Genomic DNA, 17,011 nt, shown 5'->3' with positions numbered 1-17,011 from the left:
CTGGTAATATGGACCTGTATGTTTGGCCTTATTCCGAGCGGTGCATTAATAGTTCTGTAGGAGACTCTTATCAATGACCGAGAGAGAACAAATGACGGGGATAGAATTAAGACTCGTGGACGATATCGAGATCGCAAGTACGCCAGCAGACCACTCAGAAAAAGAATCCAACCGATTACTCGCATGGAGAGGTGAATAATGCATTTCACTGCAACAGATGGCCTTATTGTTGGACTCGGCTTAGGAGGCCTTCTAGCGCGGCAAGCGGTCCTTCCTGAGTGGTTTACAGTAGCGGTTATGGCTGGTCTAGTGCTTTTGAGTAGTGCGTCTAAGTTCACGCATAGCACGGATACACTTATCGGGGGCAGAGAGTAAAATGTCTAACTACACAGTGGAACGAGAATCACCGCTCCGTTACCAATCCGCATCCACTTACAGATGAAATTAAAGATTCTATCGATCACGCTTATCTTGGTCCTCTCAGCAGGTTGTAGCGGATTCCTATCAGATCCTACACCGACGCCAGAGCAAACCGAATCAGCACCAGAAACTATCGAGCGCACTTCTACAGCTGATCCAACCCCTGAAGTAGCAGATGCAAGCAGACAACAGTTTCAATTCGAGGATTCTCCGTTTGGGAAAGAGCGGGTTATTGTGGGAATCAATGACACCGTAAATTATGGTAACTTCACCTCTGCCGCATCTGATGCACTATCGTATTGGAACGAATATGGTAGTACATATGGAAGGTACGACGCTCACTTCGTGCTACAACCAAACGCCACGAACCCCGATATTGAGTTGCGGCGTTCAAAACAGGTTAACTGCCCGAAGGAGATACAGATCGGATGTTCTCCAACTCCTGCCGAAGAGACTGTTTTCAATGGCAGCTCCAATCACACTGCATTTGTTGATAACACAACAGTTATTGTCCGCATCGAAAGTAGCTCAGAAACGAACTGGCGGATGGATAGGAACAACGTCATTCATGAAATGGGCCACATGCTTGGCCTAAACCACTATAATTATCCAATCTGGGTCATGGCCCCCCCTGGGAAAGGCATCAAGCACTCTGTTAAGGACGTATCTGAGACATCATATCCTTGGCGTGATCCAGAGTTGAAGGTATACGTAGATACATCGAATGTATCCAAGAGCGAACAGTCGCAGGTGGTGAATTCAACTCAAGAGGTTATTGAGTACTATAATTCGGGCGCAGAGGATACCCGAATCAAGGAGTTGAATCTTGAGTTGACGGATTCACAGTACAAGGCTGATATTATCATTAACCCCGGAGCGAGCGTATCTGACATCTACCCGAAGGGACGAAGCGTTGACCGAGATGCAAATTTGGAGTATCTTGTCAAAGGTGTTATAGATATTGGCGCTGAAGATACTGACCGGTCGTACGATCTCATTGGGCGTATGATGGCCTACCTAACTCGGCCAGGTAGTCCCCCACCGGAGTTCAAACAAGTAACTGTGGGCACAAAACAGGGATAAGAAATCTCGTTCTGTACCAGTACCGCCGGCCCACCTTCGAGGTTAGTATACATATCGTTCTACGTGTCGGTAACAATCAACTTATTGGGTTGTCATTTCATTTTCCAATTGTTGAATATACAGTTAGTCCGGCGAGTGTTTTTAGCTCCCCAAAAGGGGTAGAGGTTTCCAGATATGAACTCGATGAAGACCCTAACAGCACGCGAAGCGTACCATGACTGCCTCCAGTTCTTCGAGAAGACGATTCGACCCTCAATGGAGATTGCGCTCTCAAACGGGACCTTCGGAATCTCGTTCAGTGGGAGGGTGGATCCATGCAGTGACTTCGAAGTGAAGGTAACTGCTACCCACGCAGCGCTGGTAGCATTCGTCAAGCGGTACCCTAGTGCGGAGTTCAAATTCCACTCTGAGCGAAACCGGATCCCCGGCGTTAGCGATGCTGCTCTCAAAGATGACCCGCTAAACACGCAGTACGTCGTTTTCACCATGAATTTTACCCCCTACGGAACGATGTTTGGAGGATCTTCGGACAACGACGGGGGGAACAAAACATTCGCCAAGTGTGGCGAAAGTGAAAGTGCAGGTCGCGGTGAGATTGAAGAATCCAAATCACCCGGACCGATGGAGGTACCCTCTGGCCCGTCCGGCCCCACTAATACATCTTCTCCTGTCACACCAGCTACCGCGTAACTGAGCAATCCAATCGGCTTAACAATTTCTGATAAACCAAGAGGTGTTATCTATCAGGAGGTATAGTTTGTCGCATATATGGTGCAGTTTCATGCCCCTACAGATACTGGGCAAGGAAAATCTCCGTCACAAAAGCAGACAACAGTTCTGCTGGTAGACGATGAACCGGACTTCCTCTCTCTTGCTAAATCAGAACTGGAGGATCAAATAGAAGAAACAAAATTCATCACTGCATCATCGGTCAGAAAGGCCCATTTCCGTCTATCCGAACTCGATATCTCTTGTATCGTTTCTGATTACGATATGCCTGCTAAGAGCGGTTTACAGTTCCTTGAAGAAGTTCGCGAAGACCACCCTAACCTTCCGTTCATCCTATTTACAGCGCAAGGCTCAGAAAATCTCGCCAGTAAAGCGATCTCAGCCGGCGTCACTGACTACCTCCAGAAACGCGATGGCGGTCAATTCGACATTCTCGCAAACCGAGTCATAAACGCCGTCAAACAGTATCAAGCAGAACAGACACAGAAGAAGCTCGCTGAAACAGCAAGTCGATTACGTGCCGTCGTTAACAGTACCCCTGACTCTATCTTTATTATCGACAGCTCTGGGGCGATCGTCGACGTCAATGAGCAAGCGGAAAAAACGCTCCAGTATAATCACAGCGAACTTGTGGGAAAACCGCTCTCATCAGTTATCACTTCCCGTGAAATCGATGATAGCATACCAGATATAATCGGAAGTAGATCCAGAGTCCGGTTCGAGGGCCACCATACTCGTCGGCGTGGGTCAAAGTATCCCGTTGAGGTCCGGATCAAAGAGATAGACCATGCTGACACAGACCAGTATATTGTCATTGCACAAGACATCACCTCTCAGAAAAAGCACAAACAGACAATCGACGAGTTGAACGAGACCGCGATGGCTTTGATGCAGTCTCGGTCGAAAGAGGAAGTCGCAGAAATAACGGTCCAGACTGCAAGAGAAGAGTTAACGATACCATTCATAGGCATTTGGTTCCACGACGACAAACACGATGTCCTAACACCAGTCAAGCAGACTGGGAAAGCAGAAGAGACACTCGGAGCACAATCTGAGATACCGCTGGAAGGCGCAGTCGCTGATGTGTGGGGTGAAAAAGAACCTTGCATCTTCGAGGGAATACAAACCCCCGAAACACGGTACCCCAAAGATGTAAATGTCGAAGATGAAATGCTGTTCCCGCTCGGTGAGTTCGGGATGATGATCGTCTCCGTCACCGACTCTCGCCTTTATAGAGAAGAAGATATCAATCTGGCCAAGCTCCTCGCGACGAACGCGCAGCGAGCACTGAAACAAACTGACCGGGAAGAGCAAGTTCGTGCTGAGAAGATGTTTTTCGACGCCGCGATCAACACCGTCGAAGACCTCTTTTTTGCTATCGACGAAAACGAGAACCTCATCCGGTGGAACGATCAGGTTTCGGCAGTCACAGGAAACGAAGCGACCTACATCGGCTCACCAACTCTTGACGACATATTCAATTCTGAAGACAGAGGGAAGATAACTCACGGTATCAACGAGGGATTTGAAACGGGAGGGTCACGGGTGAAAGCGACAATTCAAACGGTCGAAGGCCCTCAGACATTCGAGTTTAAGTCGTCGAAGATGGACTACCCTATTAACGACGAAACGTACCTCATCACACTTGGGCGCAACATAACCCCTTTAGAGGAAAAACAAGCAGAGCTCCGTCAGAAGAACGAACGGTTGGATAAGTTTAGCAGAGTCGTCTCTCACGACCTTCAGAGCCCCATCAATATCGCTTCAGGAAACTTCGGCATAGTTCGAGATGACATCAGCGATGAGCACGCTAGAAACGCGGAAGCGGTCGAGAATGCGCACAGCCGGATGGAGAACCTCGTCAACGATTTACTCACACTTGCTCGCCAGGGCCAGCAAGCGATTGAAATCGAATCGGTATCACTGGACCGCCTCGCGAGGGAATGCTGGGAAATCGTTGATGCCTCAGACGCAGACTTAGAGGTCCGCTCCAGCGAAAATATTCAGGCAGACCCTTCTCAACTGCAGCAGTTGCTTGAAAACCTGATGAAAAACGCGGTCACACACGGAGGGAACGATATAACGGTTACACTCGGTACCCTTGAGGACGGATTCTACGTTGAAGATAACGGAAGTGGTATCCCTGGTGACAAAATGGACCACATCTTCGACACAGGATTCACGACGTCTGACAGCGGCTCTGGTATCGGACTGATGATCGTTAGCGACATCGCCGAGAACCACAGCTGGGAGATCAATGTTACTGAAAGCGACAGCGGGGGCGCGCGATTCGAGTTCACTGAATCGCCTTGACCAGTGTAGAAGGCACTTCTGCCAGGCGGAGACAAGTTTACACAACACCACATCCGGTAGCAAGGTGAACTAGGGGCCTCTTGGTTTACATCTCCTCACCGCTGAGAGCGCCAGAATTGTTCTAATTTCGGTTGAAGCTCATCCGGTTTTACTGGTGTAAACTCATCTCTGACGTGCTTGGGGAAATGTTCTCGAACGTCGCTGAATCGGTCCGAGCGAGCGTACCGCTCGTCCGCCACAACACGGACTCCGATGTCGTCCGTCCCCCGAATCACGCGACCTAACGCTTGCCGTGTCTTGCGGATCGCGGGGACCGTATACGCGTAGTCGAATCCGTTCCCACCACCAAATCGGTAGCCGTATGCCGCTTCAATCGCTTCTGCAAATTCCGAGCCCGTGTGAGCAATCGGGACGCCGCAAATAACTGCCCCAGACAGTTTGTCGCCAGAGAAGTCAACACCCTCGACGAGCGTTCCGCGAAGCCCCGTCGTCAACACCTTCGGCTCACCACTGATGAATTCGCGTTTCAATCGTTCTGTTTCCGCGTCAGAACTGCTTTCATCAGAGAGAACCGGCTTCGAAACAGCCTGATTCTTCTTAAGAACCTGCGCCGCCCAGTTAGCCTCAGCGTAGCTCGGCATGAACACCAAAACGTTTCCTGGAGTCGTCGTTGCGACGGTTGTGATGATGTCGTTATACTGGTCGCGAAGATCACGATGCTCCTCAGGGGGCCACCGATTCGAGTACGTAAACTTCGGTACGTCAACCGCGAAGCTCGCGCGATTCTCTTTCGGAAAGTCAATCTTGAACATCGACTTCTCTACACGACGCTTCCGCTCATCTGGATCAAGCGTCTCCCGTTCAGACTCATCATCTTCGCCCCCATCACCACCGTCCTCTGTATTAGAACCATCCACTGACTGTTGAGAGGTGTTGGATTGATCCTGGTTGTAGCGCGCCGCTGCTTTGGTCACAAGGCTGTGGGAGGGTTGAAGACCCTCCTCTAGCAGGTCCACACCGGTCTCTTCGCTATACACGTCGATGGGGGCCAACGTCGCGCTCTGGAGGATAGTACCACCGAAGGCGTCGAGCGTGGCAGCAATCTCCTTCTCAGGGATGCAGTTGTTCACCTTGAGTTCTGCACGGAAGCCAGCTCGCCACGGGCAATCGTCTGGGATGTCCGAAGGAGGTTCTTCTGGACTCAGCAGGATTTCGCGGAAGTATTCGGTATGGTTGCCGATCAGCCATCGGTGGAGAAGCTCTCGGACTTCTGTGATTGCGAAATCGCCTTCAGGCATCCTGTGTTCAACTTTCCGAGCGACAGCATCTCGGATACTGCCTACAGCGTAAGAGAGATAGAGCGCTTGGACCCAGTCACCCTCCTCAGCGTTTGCGTCGACCCACCGCTCAAGGATGTCACCGTCCTTCCCTTCCTCGTTTTGAATCTGGATAGAGTGTTCTGATAGTGCGTCTGGCCCAGCACGTATCGCTCGCTTCCAATTCGAGCCATATTCCTGTTTTAAGAACTCAGTAATACGATTAGCGAACAGCTGCCTGATTTCCTTAAGGAAGACGTAGAGCGCCTTTATCTGGTTCTTTTCGAAACTCCCTCGCTCCTCCATCGCACGAACGAGCGACACTTTTCGGTGATATCCATTTCCGTTCAACCACTTGAGAGCCTTCGAGACATCCCCAATCGCGTAGTTCAGCGTGTTCATCGTAACCGCGTGCGAAAGTTCGTCTCGAACCTCGCTAACGAGTTCGTGAGCCTCATCGACTATGAGGAGCGTTTCCTCGTTCATTACGCGTCCCGTGAATCCTTCCACGGTCAGGGGGGCAAATACGTGGGCGTAGTTCCCGATGAGGACATCGCCTCCGGTCGCCATCTGTTTCATCGCGATGTGTGGGCACGTTCCAGCGCGAACGCCGTTCGCCATCGTCTCGACAGCCGTCATCCCCTCATCGACAGTCACCGGTTGCTTGTCTTGGTAGTCGTTGGCGAAATGCTGCGCGAAGAACGGGCAGTACTCTTCACCCTCCGCTACTGGGATAGAGTCTTGATACGGTGCTTTCGCTCCACCAGCCATCAGTGGTTCGGCATCGGACTCGGCACGAGCTGCGAGCTCATAGGCGGCTTCAGCCTTGACCTCAACAACTCCGTCGTTCGACGCTTCTCTCATCAGCCGGTCCGTGTTCTCCTTGAGTTCGTCGCACTTGTGGTAGATGTCCTTGGACTCAACCACACCCGCGTCCACGTACGGACAGACATCTGCCTTCCCAACCAGAGTCAGTCCCTCAAAATCGCCTCCGTGCGCGTTAATCTCTTTCAGGTCGTCCTCGAACGCCCGGATCTGCTGCTTCTTACTCGTGATGACGAGGATTCGTTGGTACTTCGTGTCCGGATTCCTGACAAGTGTCAGCCCTGCTGTGAGTGCGATCAAGGTCTTCCCGGTTCCGCACGGTCCCTCGAGAAGATATACTCCATTGTCCCGGAGTGTATCAATCGCAGTCGTGATACCTCGCGTTTGCTTGTCGTATGGGTCGTAGGGAAAGATATCCCGCCAATCTGTACCCTGACCCTGTGCTTTCTGACCTGCCATAGCTATCTCCGCTGCAACACTCTGTTATAGATTCGTTCCCACTTCGTCGTGTTACCTCTTTCCACATACTGTGGTCTACTTGGTTCAATGCACAACCAGCTATAATCACACCCCTTATCCCCGAAACTTCATAAGCGAAAACGTCACATTCCAGGGTGAATGAACGATTCCACAGACTCCAATGAGGTAGAACAGACTGAGCTTGGCTTCGACGGCGAGTCTGCTACTCAAGAGGACCGCATAGAGGAACTGGCGGAAGAAAACGAGATGCTCCGCTCACAGAACGAGCAGTTGGAGATGAAGCTCGTCGACGCGAATGCCGAGCGGAACAAACAAGAACAGAAGGCCGACCGTCTCCGTCGAGAGAACCAGAAGCTCAAGGATGATCCACTGTTCATCGCGACGGTACAGGAAGTGACGGACGACGGTCTCGTAATCAAGCAACACGGGAACAACCAGGAAGCGCTCACGGAGGTCACCGACGAGAAGCGAGAACGCATCGAAGCCGGCGACCGCGTCACGATCAACAACGCTCTGTCCATCGTCGACGTGATGGATTCAGAAACCGATACCCGCGTGCAGGCGATGCAGATCGACCAATCGCCGGATGTCACCTACGCCGACATCGGCGGCGTGGACACGCAACTGGCAGAGGTTCGTGAGACCGTCGAGATGCCGCTCAAATCGCCTGAGATGTTCAACGAGGTAGGCATCAACCCGCCGTCCGGAATCCTCCTACACGGCCCGCCGGGGACTGGAAAAACGATGCTTGCGAAGGCCGTCGCCAACCAGACCGACGCGACATTCATCAAGATGGCCGGCTCCGAACTAGTCCACAAATTCATAGGCGAGGGCTCGAAACTCGTTCGGGACCTCTTCGAGACCGCTCGTGAGAACGAACCAGCCGTCCTCTTCATCGACGAGATCGATGCAATCGCGTCCAAGCGGACGGACTCAAAGACCAGCGGTGATGCTGAAGTGCAGCGGACCCTAATGCAACTCCTATCGGAACTCGACGGTTTCGACGACCGAGGCGATGTCCGAATCATCGCGGCGACGAACCGATTCGATATGCTTGACGATGCACTACTGCGCCCTGGTCGCTTCGATCGTCTAATCGAGGTCCCAAAACCCGCCGTCAGCGGCCGTAAGCAGATCTTCGAGATCCACTCGCGAGAGATGAACACCGTAGACGATATCGACTTCGAAGCCCTCGCAGAGATGGCCGAAGATACCTCCGGTGCGGAAATCGAAGCAATCTGCACAGAAGCCGGAATGTTCGCAATCCGGGACGGGCGCACTGTCGTCAAGACCTCGGACTTCGAAGCCGCATACGAGAAGATCCGGATGGAAGATGACGAGGACACGGAGTCGAGCCCGTCATCTCTCGCCTTCGCCTAATCGCCATGGACAACCCGAATGATCCACAACAAGAGTTCAACGCAAAACTTGCCAACCATCGCGCCGACACACCCAGAGAAAGCTCCAAGCGTCGAAAACGACCGCTCTGCTCTCTCTCACCGTCATCGGCGTAAGTAGCGCTCTCGCGTGGCTTCTATTCGGAGTCTGCTGTCTCCAAGCTCGCCGAGCCCTCAAGCGGTGATGCACGCGGTACTCTATTAGTTGCGCCTGTCAGCGATGTATTCTCTGTGGAGCAGTTAGTTTTTCTCCTCCCTTCCAGCTGGAGGAGTTATCTTGAGATGAGTTCTGGACAATCTGAGCTGGATGACTACGGCATAGCAGTCCCTCAGTCTACAATCAATACTAATGAAGGTCAATCGGACTGCAGGCCCAAACTGGGCTTTGAGACTCCGCCATCTGCTCCGTCACTCGCAGACGACGTCGCCGCCGCGAGAAGCGCCGACTGGATCGTATTCACCGGACGCTATCCCTACGTCTTCGATGCAGCACGACTTGGCTTTAGTATCGGCCATCGAGAGGACTCCTCTTACCAATGGACGCCAGATGAAGTCCGTCTCCCAATCCACTTTCTCGACAATAATTACCAAGACGCCGATCTGGAGCGGTTCGTCAAAAGAGCCCTCAAGTTCGAACCTGAGATTGCAGTCTTGGGCGACATCTACAACGAAGACGACCTCCAGTCCTACTTAGATGCGGCTGACGAAATCTGGGAATCATTTCCGGAGATGGAACTGATGCTCGTTCCCAAATGCAGTGGTGTTCTTGAGGACATCCCCTCCGAGTTCGTACTCGGGTACGCGAACGGATCGTCCCAAATCCAAGCAATAGATGTTGCTTCCCGTCGGAAGTGGAGAAGTATCGAGAATCGACTGCACATCCTCGGCGGGACACCTCTATCCACATACGAGGAAATCGTCGCACTCACCAAGGAGTGGGTGACTGGCGAATCACCTGCAAACATCGCCGGCCTCGACTGGAACGGTTACCAACGATACGCCGAAGAGCACGGAGACTACGCTTCTGCGGCTGGGGGATGGCACCGAAACCTACGCGATCAGTATCTTCCCGCGAGGGACCTCATCCGCTACTCGCTGTTGAACGCGAAGCACTTCTGGATCAGCAAAGGCATCTGGCCGAATGTCGACGTCGACGACCTTCCGACCAGATCGGAACTCTTGGGCGCGAACCAGAGCGGACCGGTACCGTTGAATGCCCAATCAGACCGTCGTGAGCTTGTCCTCTCCCCACCACCGTCGAACAGACGGCACGAAACACCGATATACCGAACGGACAGCACGCAGGCCGAAATTATCGAGCCGCTCTCCCCTCTGGCTTCAGTCCTCAATGCTGCCGAGTGGTCGCCAAGTGGTGTATTCTCTAAATCTGTTCGCTACCAGACACCGAAGGCTCATCACGTCGAGTTGACGTGTACCGGCTGTGGCGCGCACATCCTTGCAGAACCCAAAGAATGTACCGGGGTACAGAATACTTATCGCCAAGACGGAGAGATTTTGGAACCACCTACATTCCAGATCGTTTCATACGAGCACCAGACGGAATCCCAGTCGAACGACTACGAGTCAGTCCCACAGCAGGGGCCATCCACATTAGAATCACGGAAGCGGTTCCCGCAAATTCACGCCTACTGCTCGGATACCTGTCGGCAGCGTACTGAAAGGCAGACTCCCCGTTTGCTTCTTAGCGCAGATTCGACTTCCAAGGGGTCAGAGGATTCATATCCAGATGGAGAACTGATCGCAGAGCTTACCCTCACCACCAAATAACGCTTGTTGGTTTTTATGCTCCAATGGAATGAGAGTCAATGAAATTTGGACTTGAGCCGCGGTTTGACCGAGAAGAACTGAAAGCGCTCAGCGATGACAAGCTAATCGAACTTCAGCAGTACGCACAGTCCAACTTGCCACATCAGCAGACGTACACGGAAGCCGACTACCAGATGATGCTGGACGAAATCAAAGAGCGGTTTAAAATGAAGTGCGAAGCTGAGTCGCATTTCGGGACGGAACTGACTGACCTCCAAGTCGGTGACGAGGCTGGCCTCATCGAAATCGAAAGTCGGTCAGGCTACATACGCATCGCAATCGAGCGCACTCCAAGTGAAGAAGCCGATCGTATGAAGCTCCAAGTCCCCAGTGGCAACAACGCTGAGGACTACACCGACGAAGAACTCATCGCGACTGCTGGACGGTGGTTCAGTCGTCACGCAACGTGGGAAGACTTCGCTACAGACACCTAATCAGAGCACGTTCCTGTGTCTTCCGTGGGACCCAGCTGCTAGTTTCTATCCCTCCACTGGGGAATGAGGTAGTGAGCAGGAGATAACGTGCCTACTCGCAGAATTATAGATCATGTCACCGACACCCGAATACCAACCAGGAATACCGAACAAGATAGTCGCGACGGTCAAAGAGATGAGAGACGCTCTGATAACCCGTAAACTCGGGGAAGACTGCTCTCCGTCCGATAACCGGCGCGTTCTCGATGGGTACTGCCACGAGAACGCCTATCACATCGCGAAGATCCTCCTTGAACGCGGATACGAACCATACGTGGTTTGGGGCGCAGTCTCCGCCACGCAAGGTCACTCACTCAAGATCGACACCATTGACCAACTGGAGCAAACAGACCGAATACACTTCTGGGTCGAAATCCACCCAAGGAGCGTCGACGAAGCAGACCATCCCATAGACGAGATTACCAGCCCAGTTATCATAGACCTGTGCAGTGAGACAATCGGTCACGTCAATTGCCCCTACGTGTCGCTGCAACGGCCTGCCAGATACCAACGGATGGGCGTTGACCCATCGTACATCCGGTTCGAACGATCATTCGAACCGGAAGACCTCATCTCAAAGGAAAGCTACCAGCGTCTACGTGAGCGCTCTCCTGAGCTATTCAGTACTTGCCCGTGGGCCAACGATGAGCCAACGGCCTGCACGGATGTAGACGAACAGAGACACAAACGTAACTCACTCGACACCCAATAACAATGGCGCGAAGAGGCGGATACAGAACGGATGCACAGAAACACGGCGGTGGGAAGACCCGCCAGCAACAGGTTCGAAACAAAATCAACCGGCATCGTCGCCGACTCCGTGAAAACGGGCTTGAAGACCTCGTGTTCAGTACGAAGCCAGCATCGGTAGCCCGCGGTGATGACACCGATTACGCGATCTTTGGAGTCTACAAGGACGGGTCAGAATGGGTACTTACCGGGCTCGCGGCCACCGACAAGATTGAAAAAGTGAACCGACACCGAGGAGGTGGCTACTCTCGAACCGAGGTTCGAGGTCGATATGTCGCAACTGGCGGCTCCAACGGCATCAAGCCCAACAAGGGTATCGAAATCAAGCGATTTGACACCAAGAAAGCCGCCCTAAAATACGTCTCAGCAGAAGGAAGCGAGCGAGTCGAGGCAGGATCATATCTGGTCCGCTCAAAACACAACCCTCGGACTCGCCGCGAAGAGGTCGACAAAAACGAGTTCCAGAAGTTCAGGCAGAAGGCCACCATCGTTCGAGAATAATCCCGAGAAACAGCTATGCCAAACACATCACCACTCCTCAAGTATATCTTGAACGACAAGAACAAAGAACCAGGCCACATCAACAACCGAGACGAACTCCGAGACGCGATCCGGAAACGAGACGAAACACTATTTTCAGCCCTAGCCGGCAAGCAGATCACGCGTCTCGCGAAGACCCTATCGTGGGATGACTACAATTTCACTCCGCGTGGTGAACAAACCAAGCGAGCGAAAGCTACCATCCTTGAGGAGGTGAACAACAAGACACTGTCCGTGCTCGCTCCAGACGGAGTCGTCTACCAGCTTGGAGATATCATCCGATTCGAAGCGACGACATCTTCAGTATGGGGAGGGACAAAAAGTCAGAAATCTCAGACATACAGAAATCAGATTGACTTCTTGAGCAACAATACGGCATCCATCTCCCGGATGCCGACGTACAGCAACCCGCCATCGGACTCCCCGACCGCATACTTCTCGCGGACCGACATCGAACTCGTTTCTCGAAGCAATCTTCAGGACTATCGGGACCGCTATACCGAGGGAAGTGATATCGACATTCCATCGTCCGTAAATGGCTGGGAACTTACTGAGACGAAAACCTACGAGAAGGACCAGACTACACTTCCCACGAACCTCGTCACGAGGATGCAGTGGTCAAATGGAGAGAGTACGTACATCACTGCCCAATGGCGCGGCGGGTACAGCACATGGCGTCTATCCACTCCGTGTGAAGGGGTGTTGACTGGCGAGAATATCGACGAGTACTTATACGAAATCGATGTCCCGCAACAGGTCGTTCGGACAGACACCATCATCACGCTTGCGACCGCCGCGATGAAGGAACTCGACCCCAACGACTTCCAAGACCCCTACGACCTCAGGAAGCCAGAGGACATCGAGCATCCGAACAAAATGCTCGTCGCCCCAGTCCCAGTTAAACTGCCAGCGCAGGTTGGAGACTGGAGCGTCGACGAACGACGGAAACGTCGGGTAGTATGGAAAAACACGAATCCGCAGTCGGCATGGAGTTCGTTCACCGTCAAGATTGACTACCACGGTGGTGTCTCAGTCCGGAACGAAGCCGAAGAGGAATCCCACGACCGTCGCCTCATAGAAAAGTACAGTCCGAACGGAACACCGTTCAACGGAAATATCGAAGCGGACTACGCCTGGAGACGTCGCGAGATGTTCCGTGAAAACTGGTTCTACGGTATCGCATTTATGATACAGTCGAGTCGAACACCAGTTGAAAACAGTACGCTTACCCAACTCAACGAACAGACGCCTGAAAGAGTCGACATCGAAGCGTTCAATCACGGCATTGACATGGACCCACAGAAGACGATGAACCGTGAAAACGGGACGTTATTCGCCTACGGACAGGGTTCTCAACCAACTCGCGGACGGGGCTAAGCTTCATCTAGCTCTACGCGACCGTCTGGTTGATGAGCGGTAAACTGCCAAGTTGTCCCGTCCACGTTTTCAAATGGGCCTCTATCTACAAGCTCCTTAGTTCGATTTCGGATCATGGTTTTTTCTTGCATGTCTGTTTGCCGGGTATAGATCTCTTGAATTTTAGTGATTGACACCTGTTCCGGATTCCATGCCTGAATCACCTGGAGAACAGCCACATCCCGGTGATCGAAATTGGGAGTCGTCAAATCTTCAACGCTCCCATCGGTCCCAACTCCAACGGTGTCTTCAACGTACGTGAGCCGGTCAGCGATTTCGTCAACAGTTTCATTGGTCGTAACCGCCTCTGCGCAAATTTTCACGAGTATTTCAAGTAATTCGTCGACTTGGTTATCTTCAACATCATCACGAAGGCTATCGATCCGGTCTAGGAGATAGTCGTTCGGCATATTTGCCGATATGATATCATATACTAAAAATCCATACTCTTGGACGGTTAACTTCAAACCTGCTCTGTAGTGTTTTTCTCTCCCCACCTCGGGTAGAGGGTATAATAGAGATGGCACCAAGCACGCAATCAAGCAGTGTCTCAGGGACTGAAGCGCGATCCCATCTTCAGACAGAGATCAAGCGTATTGCTCAATTCCTCAGCCAACGAGGATTCAGCACATCACACCAATCAAGGGATGTTGGAACTGGCAGTGGCTCAGGTAGCCGCCACCCCTCGATCGAAGTAAAGGTCGAACAAGACCAACGAGCAGAGCTCGAAAAAGCTCTCAAAGACGCCAAGACAACCGCCTCCTACCGTGTGATTTGGCCAGAAGACACATCGGCTCTACGTGGATGGCCGTCAGCTACTAGCGAGTCTCGTCAGAGCAGTCGAACCGCAATCGTCACGTCAGCCCCTGACTCTGGATTTGATGCTCAAGAGGAGGCACAGCAGCGGGCTTCATTTCTCTGATGGAACACCGTAAGGGTGTTTCACACTATGTGATGGTACAAAAACCAGTTCGCTGAGATGTTTCAAAGTAAGCATGATACCGGAAGAATTAATTAAGCTAATTGTTGTATATATGGGGCAGACATTCTATGCGCCTTTCAATATTCAAATCTGATAATTACTACTCAAAGACTATATCCCAAAACGTAGTTATCCATACTCAACACCTCCAACACTCATAAATGAACGTGCAATCGCCACAAACCAAACGCCCTGATATTCGTCCGGAAATCGAAGAGGAACGGGTTTGGAATTTCGTCGATAGAGTACTTGTCGACAGTCTCTCACGGGAGATTGCGCAGAAACATTTGCGGCCAACACAGACCGTCGAGTTGACTGCTCTGAGTATCAAGCAGATGATTCCACAACCAGAACACTGCTATCAAAACACTTTCCTCAGCAATTGGAGCGTGTCGATAGCAGAGACTGTTGGGACAGACGTAATTTCTGAGAGTCTCGAAAAAACTCAGCGAATGACCCCATCGAAATCGGTTAAGCAATTTTCGTATAAACAGGCCGTTCTCTGTGTATCCTGCTTCATTGCCAAAGAACTCGACGCCTACCTATCAAACTCTCCCGACGACGCAGACCGAATTTTTAGTCTCGCCGAGGATATTAAATTCGACCGACAAAAACTCATACAAGAGGCACACCGCTGAATCTGTTTATATCCCTCCAAAGGAGGTGAGGGTACACTTATGTCAGGATATCCGCCAGGCGTCAGCTCTGGCACGTCAAGAGCTCCGTGGAACCAACCTGCTGCTCCAGAATGTGGGTACTGTGAAGAGATCATCCACGACGAAAATGACCATAGCGATGACTGCATAAACGCAGGGATGGATGCAACCGATATCCGCACTCAGCGTGAAGAAAATGCGAAAGCAGACAGAGCCGAGGCAAAGATCGAAGAGCAGCGACTTCAAGAGCGATCCAAATGAGTTATCGAGGCCTCAGTGCAGACCCAGAAGGCTTGCTAGTTTTCGATGAACCCACAAGTGTCCAAGTCCATGATGGCTCCGGGTACTCGTCTGTGTCTGTTGAGGTTCTCCCATACAACGCCCTACTCGACGAACAGGAGCACGCAGATAGAGGAGTCGAACTATGGCTTGGTGACGAAACGTACTATCTCCCCGAAGGCGCGACGTATACCACCATTACAGACCTTGCTACGGTTCCGTCAAGGATCGAAGTAGCAACGTACGATTCAATCGATAGGCAATCACACCAAGCGGTGGAATCGTGAATGTAGTTTATACTCTCTGTCCGAAGTGAAGAGTAATCGATTCAGAGAAAAAAGAGAACGTTCGTGAATCAGTTCGAAGGAACACCAACTCAAACCGATGGTTACCAAACTCCAACTCGCTCTCGATACGAAAGATGAAGTACAGCACCTCAGCAATACGCTCAGCCACTTACTCGGAGACAAGATCTACCAGCGTAATGCCGAGCAGTACAACACCGATATCGATATTCCCGACAGTATCAACTCAGACAAGGCACTGGGGACGCCACCAGCTCGTGTTAGCGGGTCATCATTAGGGAGCGTTCTCACATTCAAAGGTGATGTTCCGTTCGCGATGGTCCACCTGTGGTACGACCCAGAAGACGGCCCTGCCTACTCACTCGGTACTCACGCCGGGTGGGACAAAGTTGGTGATGTCGATGATGTGCGAGAATACTGGAAAGCGCTCGATTCGATCCTCGACCAACTCGGAGTCCTCCCTGAAGCATACAAAATCTGCTGTCCGTGCGGTCACACCGAAACTGTTGCCGCCGGTCATGTGCCCGTGAAAGACGCAATTAGCACTCACTACGACGGAGACCATCCTGAGGACAGAATCCGGACGACAACACTCGTCGAACGTGAAGTCATCCCCGTCGACAGCACGTCTGGTCAGCTGTCGCAAACGACTCCGATAACCACCTGAAGCCAGCAAGGTTTTTATCTCCCCAGAGTGGGCAGAGGATAATGGTAGACCAGCACGACTCCACGCATACCGATGCAGCAGACGCTGAGCGGCAAGCAATAGCCGAAGACACCGACTTCACAACAGGCGGAAAGCCACCACTCGTTATCGACGAATCGGAGGCCGCGAACGTCGTTAGTGATCTTCGGGCGGAGGGCACCGTGGAGGCCATCCCTGAAGACCAACTTCTCATCCACACTCCTAGTGGCATCCTCTTCAAGTCTGACAAAGCCTTAGCGTACTTTCATAAGGGGTGGACATCTGGAGAGACCTGAATCAGACACCCCATTTTCGTGCGGTAACAGCCACACGAGAACTGCTCGCCACCCTCGGCGAAATGATTCAGGATATAAGCCCCGATGGGAATCGAAATTGGAGCCAAAACTACAGGTATTGATCCAAGTCGAACAGCAGCGGTTGTCCCGAGCGGTATCGTAGACAATCCACGATGTATCGCAGATCTCTCTCAATTGGCTCGCGAGATCGTGGACGGCCTATCGTCTATTCGGGGAAC

General features: G+C 52.0%; 14 protein-coding genes. 12 read left to right on the top strand and 2 right to left on the bottom strand.

All coding sequences use genetic code 11. The annotated features are described in order from the left end of the window. Nucleotides 1–471 precede the first annotated feature (471 nt). From ACYJ11_RS18325 to ACYJ11_RS18315, 3 genes are all read left to right on the top strand, one after another. Nucleotides 472–1,503: a hypothetical protein gene (locus tag ACYJ11_RS18325; RefSeq protein WP_461648898.1), complete on the top strand. Its 1,032-nt coding sequence runs from the start codon at nucleotides 472–474 to the stop codon at nucleotides 1,501–1,503. 174 nt (nucleotides 1,504–1,677) lie between these two features. Further along, the gene (locus ACYJ11_RS18320; RefSeq protein WP_461648897.1) at nucleotides 1,678–2,193 is read left to right on the top strand and encodes a hypothetical protein; all 516 of its coding nucleotides are present in this window, start codon (nucleotides 1,678–1,680) and stop codon (nucleotides 2,191–2,193) included. A gap of 78 nt (nucleotides 2,194–2,271) precedes the next feature. After that, complete coding sequence (locus tag ACYJ11_RS18315; protein ID WP_461648896.1) at nucleotides 2,272–4,545, top strand: hybrid sensor histidine kinase/response regulator; 2,274 nt, start codon at nucleotides 2,272–2,274, stop codon at nucleotides 4,543–4,545. 95 nt (nucleotides 4,546–4,640) lie between these two features. Here the strand turns inward: ACYJ11_RS18315 and ACYJ11_RS18310 are convergent, their stop codons facing one another. Next, complete coding sequence (locus ACYJ11_RS18310; protein WP_461648895.1) at nucleotides 4,641–7,145, bottom strand: ATP-dependent DNA helicase; 2,505 nt, start codon at nucleotides 7,143–7,145, stop codon at nucleotides 4,641–4,643. A 159-nt stretch (nucleotides 7,146–7,304) separates the two neighbouring features. Here ACYJ11_RS18310 and ACYJ11_RS18305 point away from each other — a divergent pair, with 159 nt between their 5' ends. From ACYJ11_RS18305 to ACYJ11_RS18280, 6 genes are all read left to right on the top strand, one after another. Further along, entirely contained in the window at nucleotides 7,305–8,546 is a 1,242-nt protein-coding gene (locus ACYJ11_RS18305; protein WP_461648894.1) for a proteasome-activating nucleotidase, read from the top strand. Nucleotides 8,547–8,845: 299 nt separating this feature from the next. Then, nucleotides 8,846–10,351 (top strand): DUF6610 family protein, encoded by a 1,506-nt coding sequence (locus ACYJ11_RS18300; protein WP_064289135.1) that lies wholly within the window; start codon nucleotides 8,846–8,848, stop codon nucleotides 10,349–10,351. 38 nt (nucleotides 10,352–10,389) lie between these two features. Next, nucleotides 10,390–10,824 (top strand): hypothetical protein, encoded by a 435-nt coding sequence (locus ACYJ11_RS18295; RefSeq protein ID WP_064289134.1) that lies wholly within the window; start codon nucleotides 10,390–10,392, stop codon nucleotides 10,822–10,824. Nucleotides 10,825–10,936: 112 nt separating this feature from the next. Beyond that, a complete protein-coding gene (locus tag ACYJ11_RS18290) occupies nucleotides 10,937–11,575 on the top strand; it encodes a hypothetical protein (RefSeq protein ID WP_461648893.1) in 639 nt (212 codons plus the stop codon). A gap of 2 nt (nucleotides 11,576–11,577) precedes the next feature. Next, nucleotides 11,578–12,114 carry a hypothetical protein gene (locus ACYJ11_RS18285; protein WP_461648892.1) on the top strand — a complete coding sequence of 179 codons (537 nt, stop codon included), beginning with the start codon at nucleotides 11,578–11,580 and terminating at the stop codon, nucleotides 12,112–12,114. A 15-nt stretch (nucleotides 12,115–12,129) separates the two neighbouring features. After that, nucleotides 12,130–13,530 carry a hypothetical protein gene (locus ACYJ11_RS18280; RefSeq protein WP_461648891.1) on the top strand — a complete coding sequence of 467 codons (1,401 nt, stop codon included), beginning with the start codon at nucleotides 12,130–12,132 and terminating at the stop codon, nucleotides 13,528–13,530. On the opposite strand, the gene ACYJ11_RS18275 is transcribed toward ACYJ11_RS18280, so the two are convergent. After that, the gene (locus tag ACYJ11_RS18275) at nucleotides 13,527–13,979 is read right to left on the bottom strand and encodes a hypothetical protein (RefSeq protein ID WP_461648890.1); all 453 of its coding nucleotides are present in this window, start codon (nucleotides 13,977–13,979) and stop codon (nucleotides 13,527–13,529) included. The two genes, ACYJ11_RS18280 and ACYJ11_RS18275, sit on opposite strands and share 4 nt — an antisense overlap. 733 nt (nucleotides 13,980–14,712) lie before the next feature. Here ACYJ11_RS18275 and ACYJ11_RS18270 point away from each other — a divergent pair. The 3 genes from ACYJ11_RS18270 to ACYJ11_RS18260 all read left to right on the top strand — a co-directional run bounded on the left by ACYJ11_RS18270 (nucleotide 14,713) and on the right by ACYJ11_RS18260 (nucleotide 16,772). After that, nucleotides 14,713–15,189, top strand: a complete 477-nt coding sequence (locus ACYJ11_RS18270) for a hypothetical protein (RefSeq protein ID WP_461648889.1) — start codon at nucleotides 14,713–14,715, stop codon at nucleotides 15,187–15,189. 681 nt (nucleotides 15,190–15,870) lie between these two features. Further along, nucleotides 15,871–16,458, top strand: coding sequence for a hypothetical protein (locus tag ACYJ11_RS18265; RefSeq protein WP_461648888.1), 588 nt, complete (start codon nucleotides 15,871–15,873; stop codon nucleotides 16,456–16,458). A gap of 41 nt (nucleotides 16,459–16,499) precedes the next feature. Continuing rightward, the gene (locus tag ACYJ11_RS18260; protein WP_461648887.1) at nucleotides 16,500–16,772 is read left to right on the top strand and encodes a hypothetical protein; all 273 of its coding nucleotides are present in this window, start codon (nucleotides 16,500–16,502) and stop codon (nucleotides 16,770–16,772) included. Nucleotides 16,773–17,011: the final 239 nt, after the last annotated feature.

The organism is Haloarcula sp. H-GB5 (assembly GCF_054850705.1).
This window is presented reverse-complemented; position numbering and strand designations above follow the sequence as displayed.

Excerpts from the sequence above, each read along its gene's own strand:
- ACYJ11_RS18320 (WP_461648897.1), top strand. The coding sequence starts at position 1,678 with ATGAACTCGATGAAGACCCTAACAGCACGCGAAGCGTACCATGACTGC.
- ACYJ11_RS18315 (WP_461648896.1), top strand. The coding sequence starts at position 2,272 with ATGGTGCAGTTTCATGCCCCTACAGATACTGGGCAAGGAAAATCTCCG.
- ACYJ11_RS18310 (WP_461648895.1), bottom strand. The coding sequence starts at position 7,145 with ATGGCAGGTCAGAAAGCACAGGGTCAGGGTACAGATTGGCGGGATATC.
- ACYJ11_RS18305 (WP_461648894.1), top strand. The coding sequence starts at position 7,305 with ATGAACGATTCCACAGACTCCAATGAGGTAGAACAGACTGAGCTTGGC.
- ACYJ11_RS18300 (WP_064289135.1), top strand. The coding sequence starts at position 8,846 with ATGAGTTCTGGACAATCTGAGCTGGATGACTACGGCATAGCAGTCCCT.
- ACYJ11_RS18295 (WP_064289134.1), top strand. The coding sequence starts at position 10,390 with ATGAAATTTGGACTTGAGCCGCGGTTTGACCGAGAAGAACTGAAAGCG.
- ACYJ11_RS18290 (WP_461648893.1), top strand. The coding sequence starts at position 10,937 with ATGTCACCGACACCCGAATACCAACCAGGAATACCGAACAAGATAGTC.
- ACYJ11_RS18285 (WP_461648892.1), top strand. The coding sequence starts at position 11,578 with ATGGCGCGAAGAGGCGGATACAGAACGGATGCACAGAAACACGGCGGT.
- ACYJ11_RS18280 (WP_461648891.1), top strand. The coding sequence starts at position 12,130 with ATGCCAAACACATCACCACTCCTCAAGTATATCTTGAACGACAAGAAC.
- ACYJ11_RS18275 (WP_461648890.1), bottom strand. The coding sequence starts at position 13,979 with ATGCCGAACGACTATCTCCTAGACCGGATCGATAGCCTTCGTGATGAT.
- ACYJ11_RS18270 (WP_461648889.1), top strand. The coding sequence starts at position 14,713 with ATGAACGTGCAATCGCCACAAACCAAACGCCCTGATATTCGTCCGGAA.
- ACYJ11_RS18265 (WP_461648888.1), top strand. The coding sequence starts at position 15,871 with ATGGTTACCAAACTCCAACTCGCTCTCGATACGAAAGATGAAGTACAG.
- ACYJ11_RS18260 (WP_461648887.1), top strand. The coding sequence starts at position 16,500 with ATGGTAGACCAGCACGACTCCACGCATACCGATGCAGCAGACGCTGAG.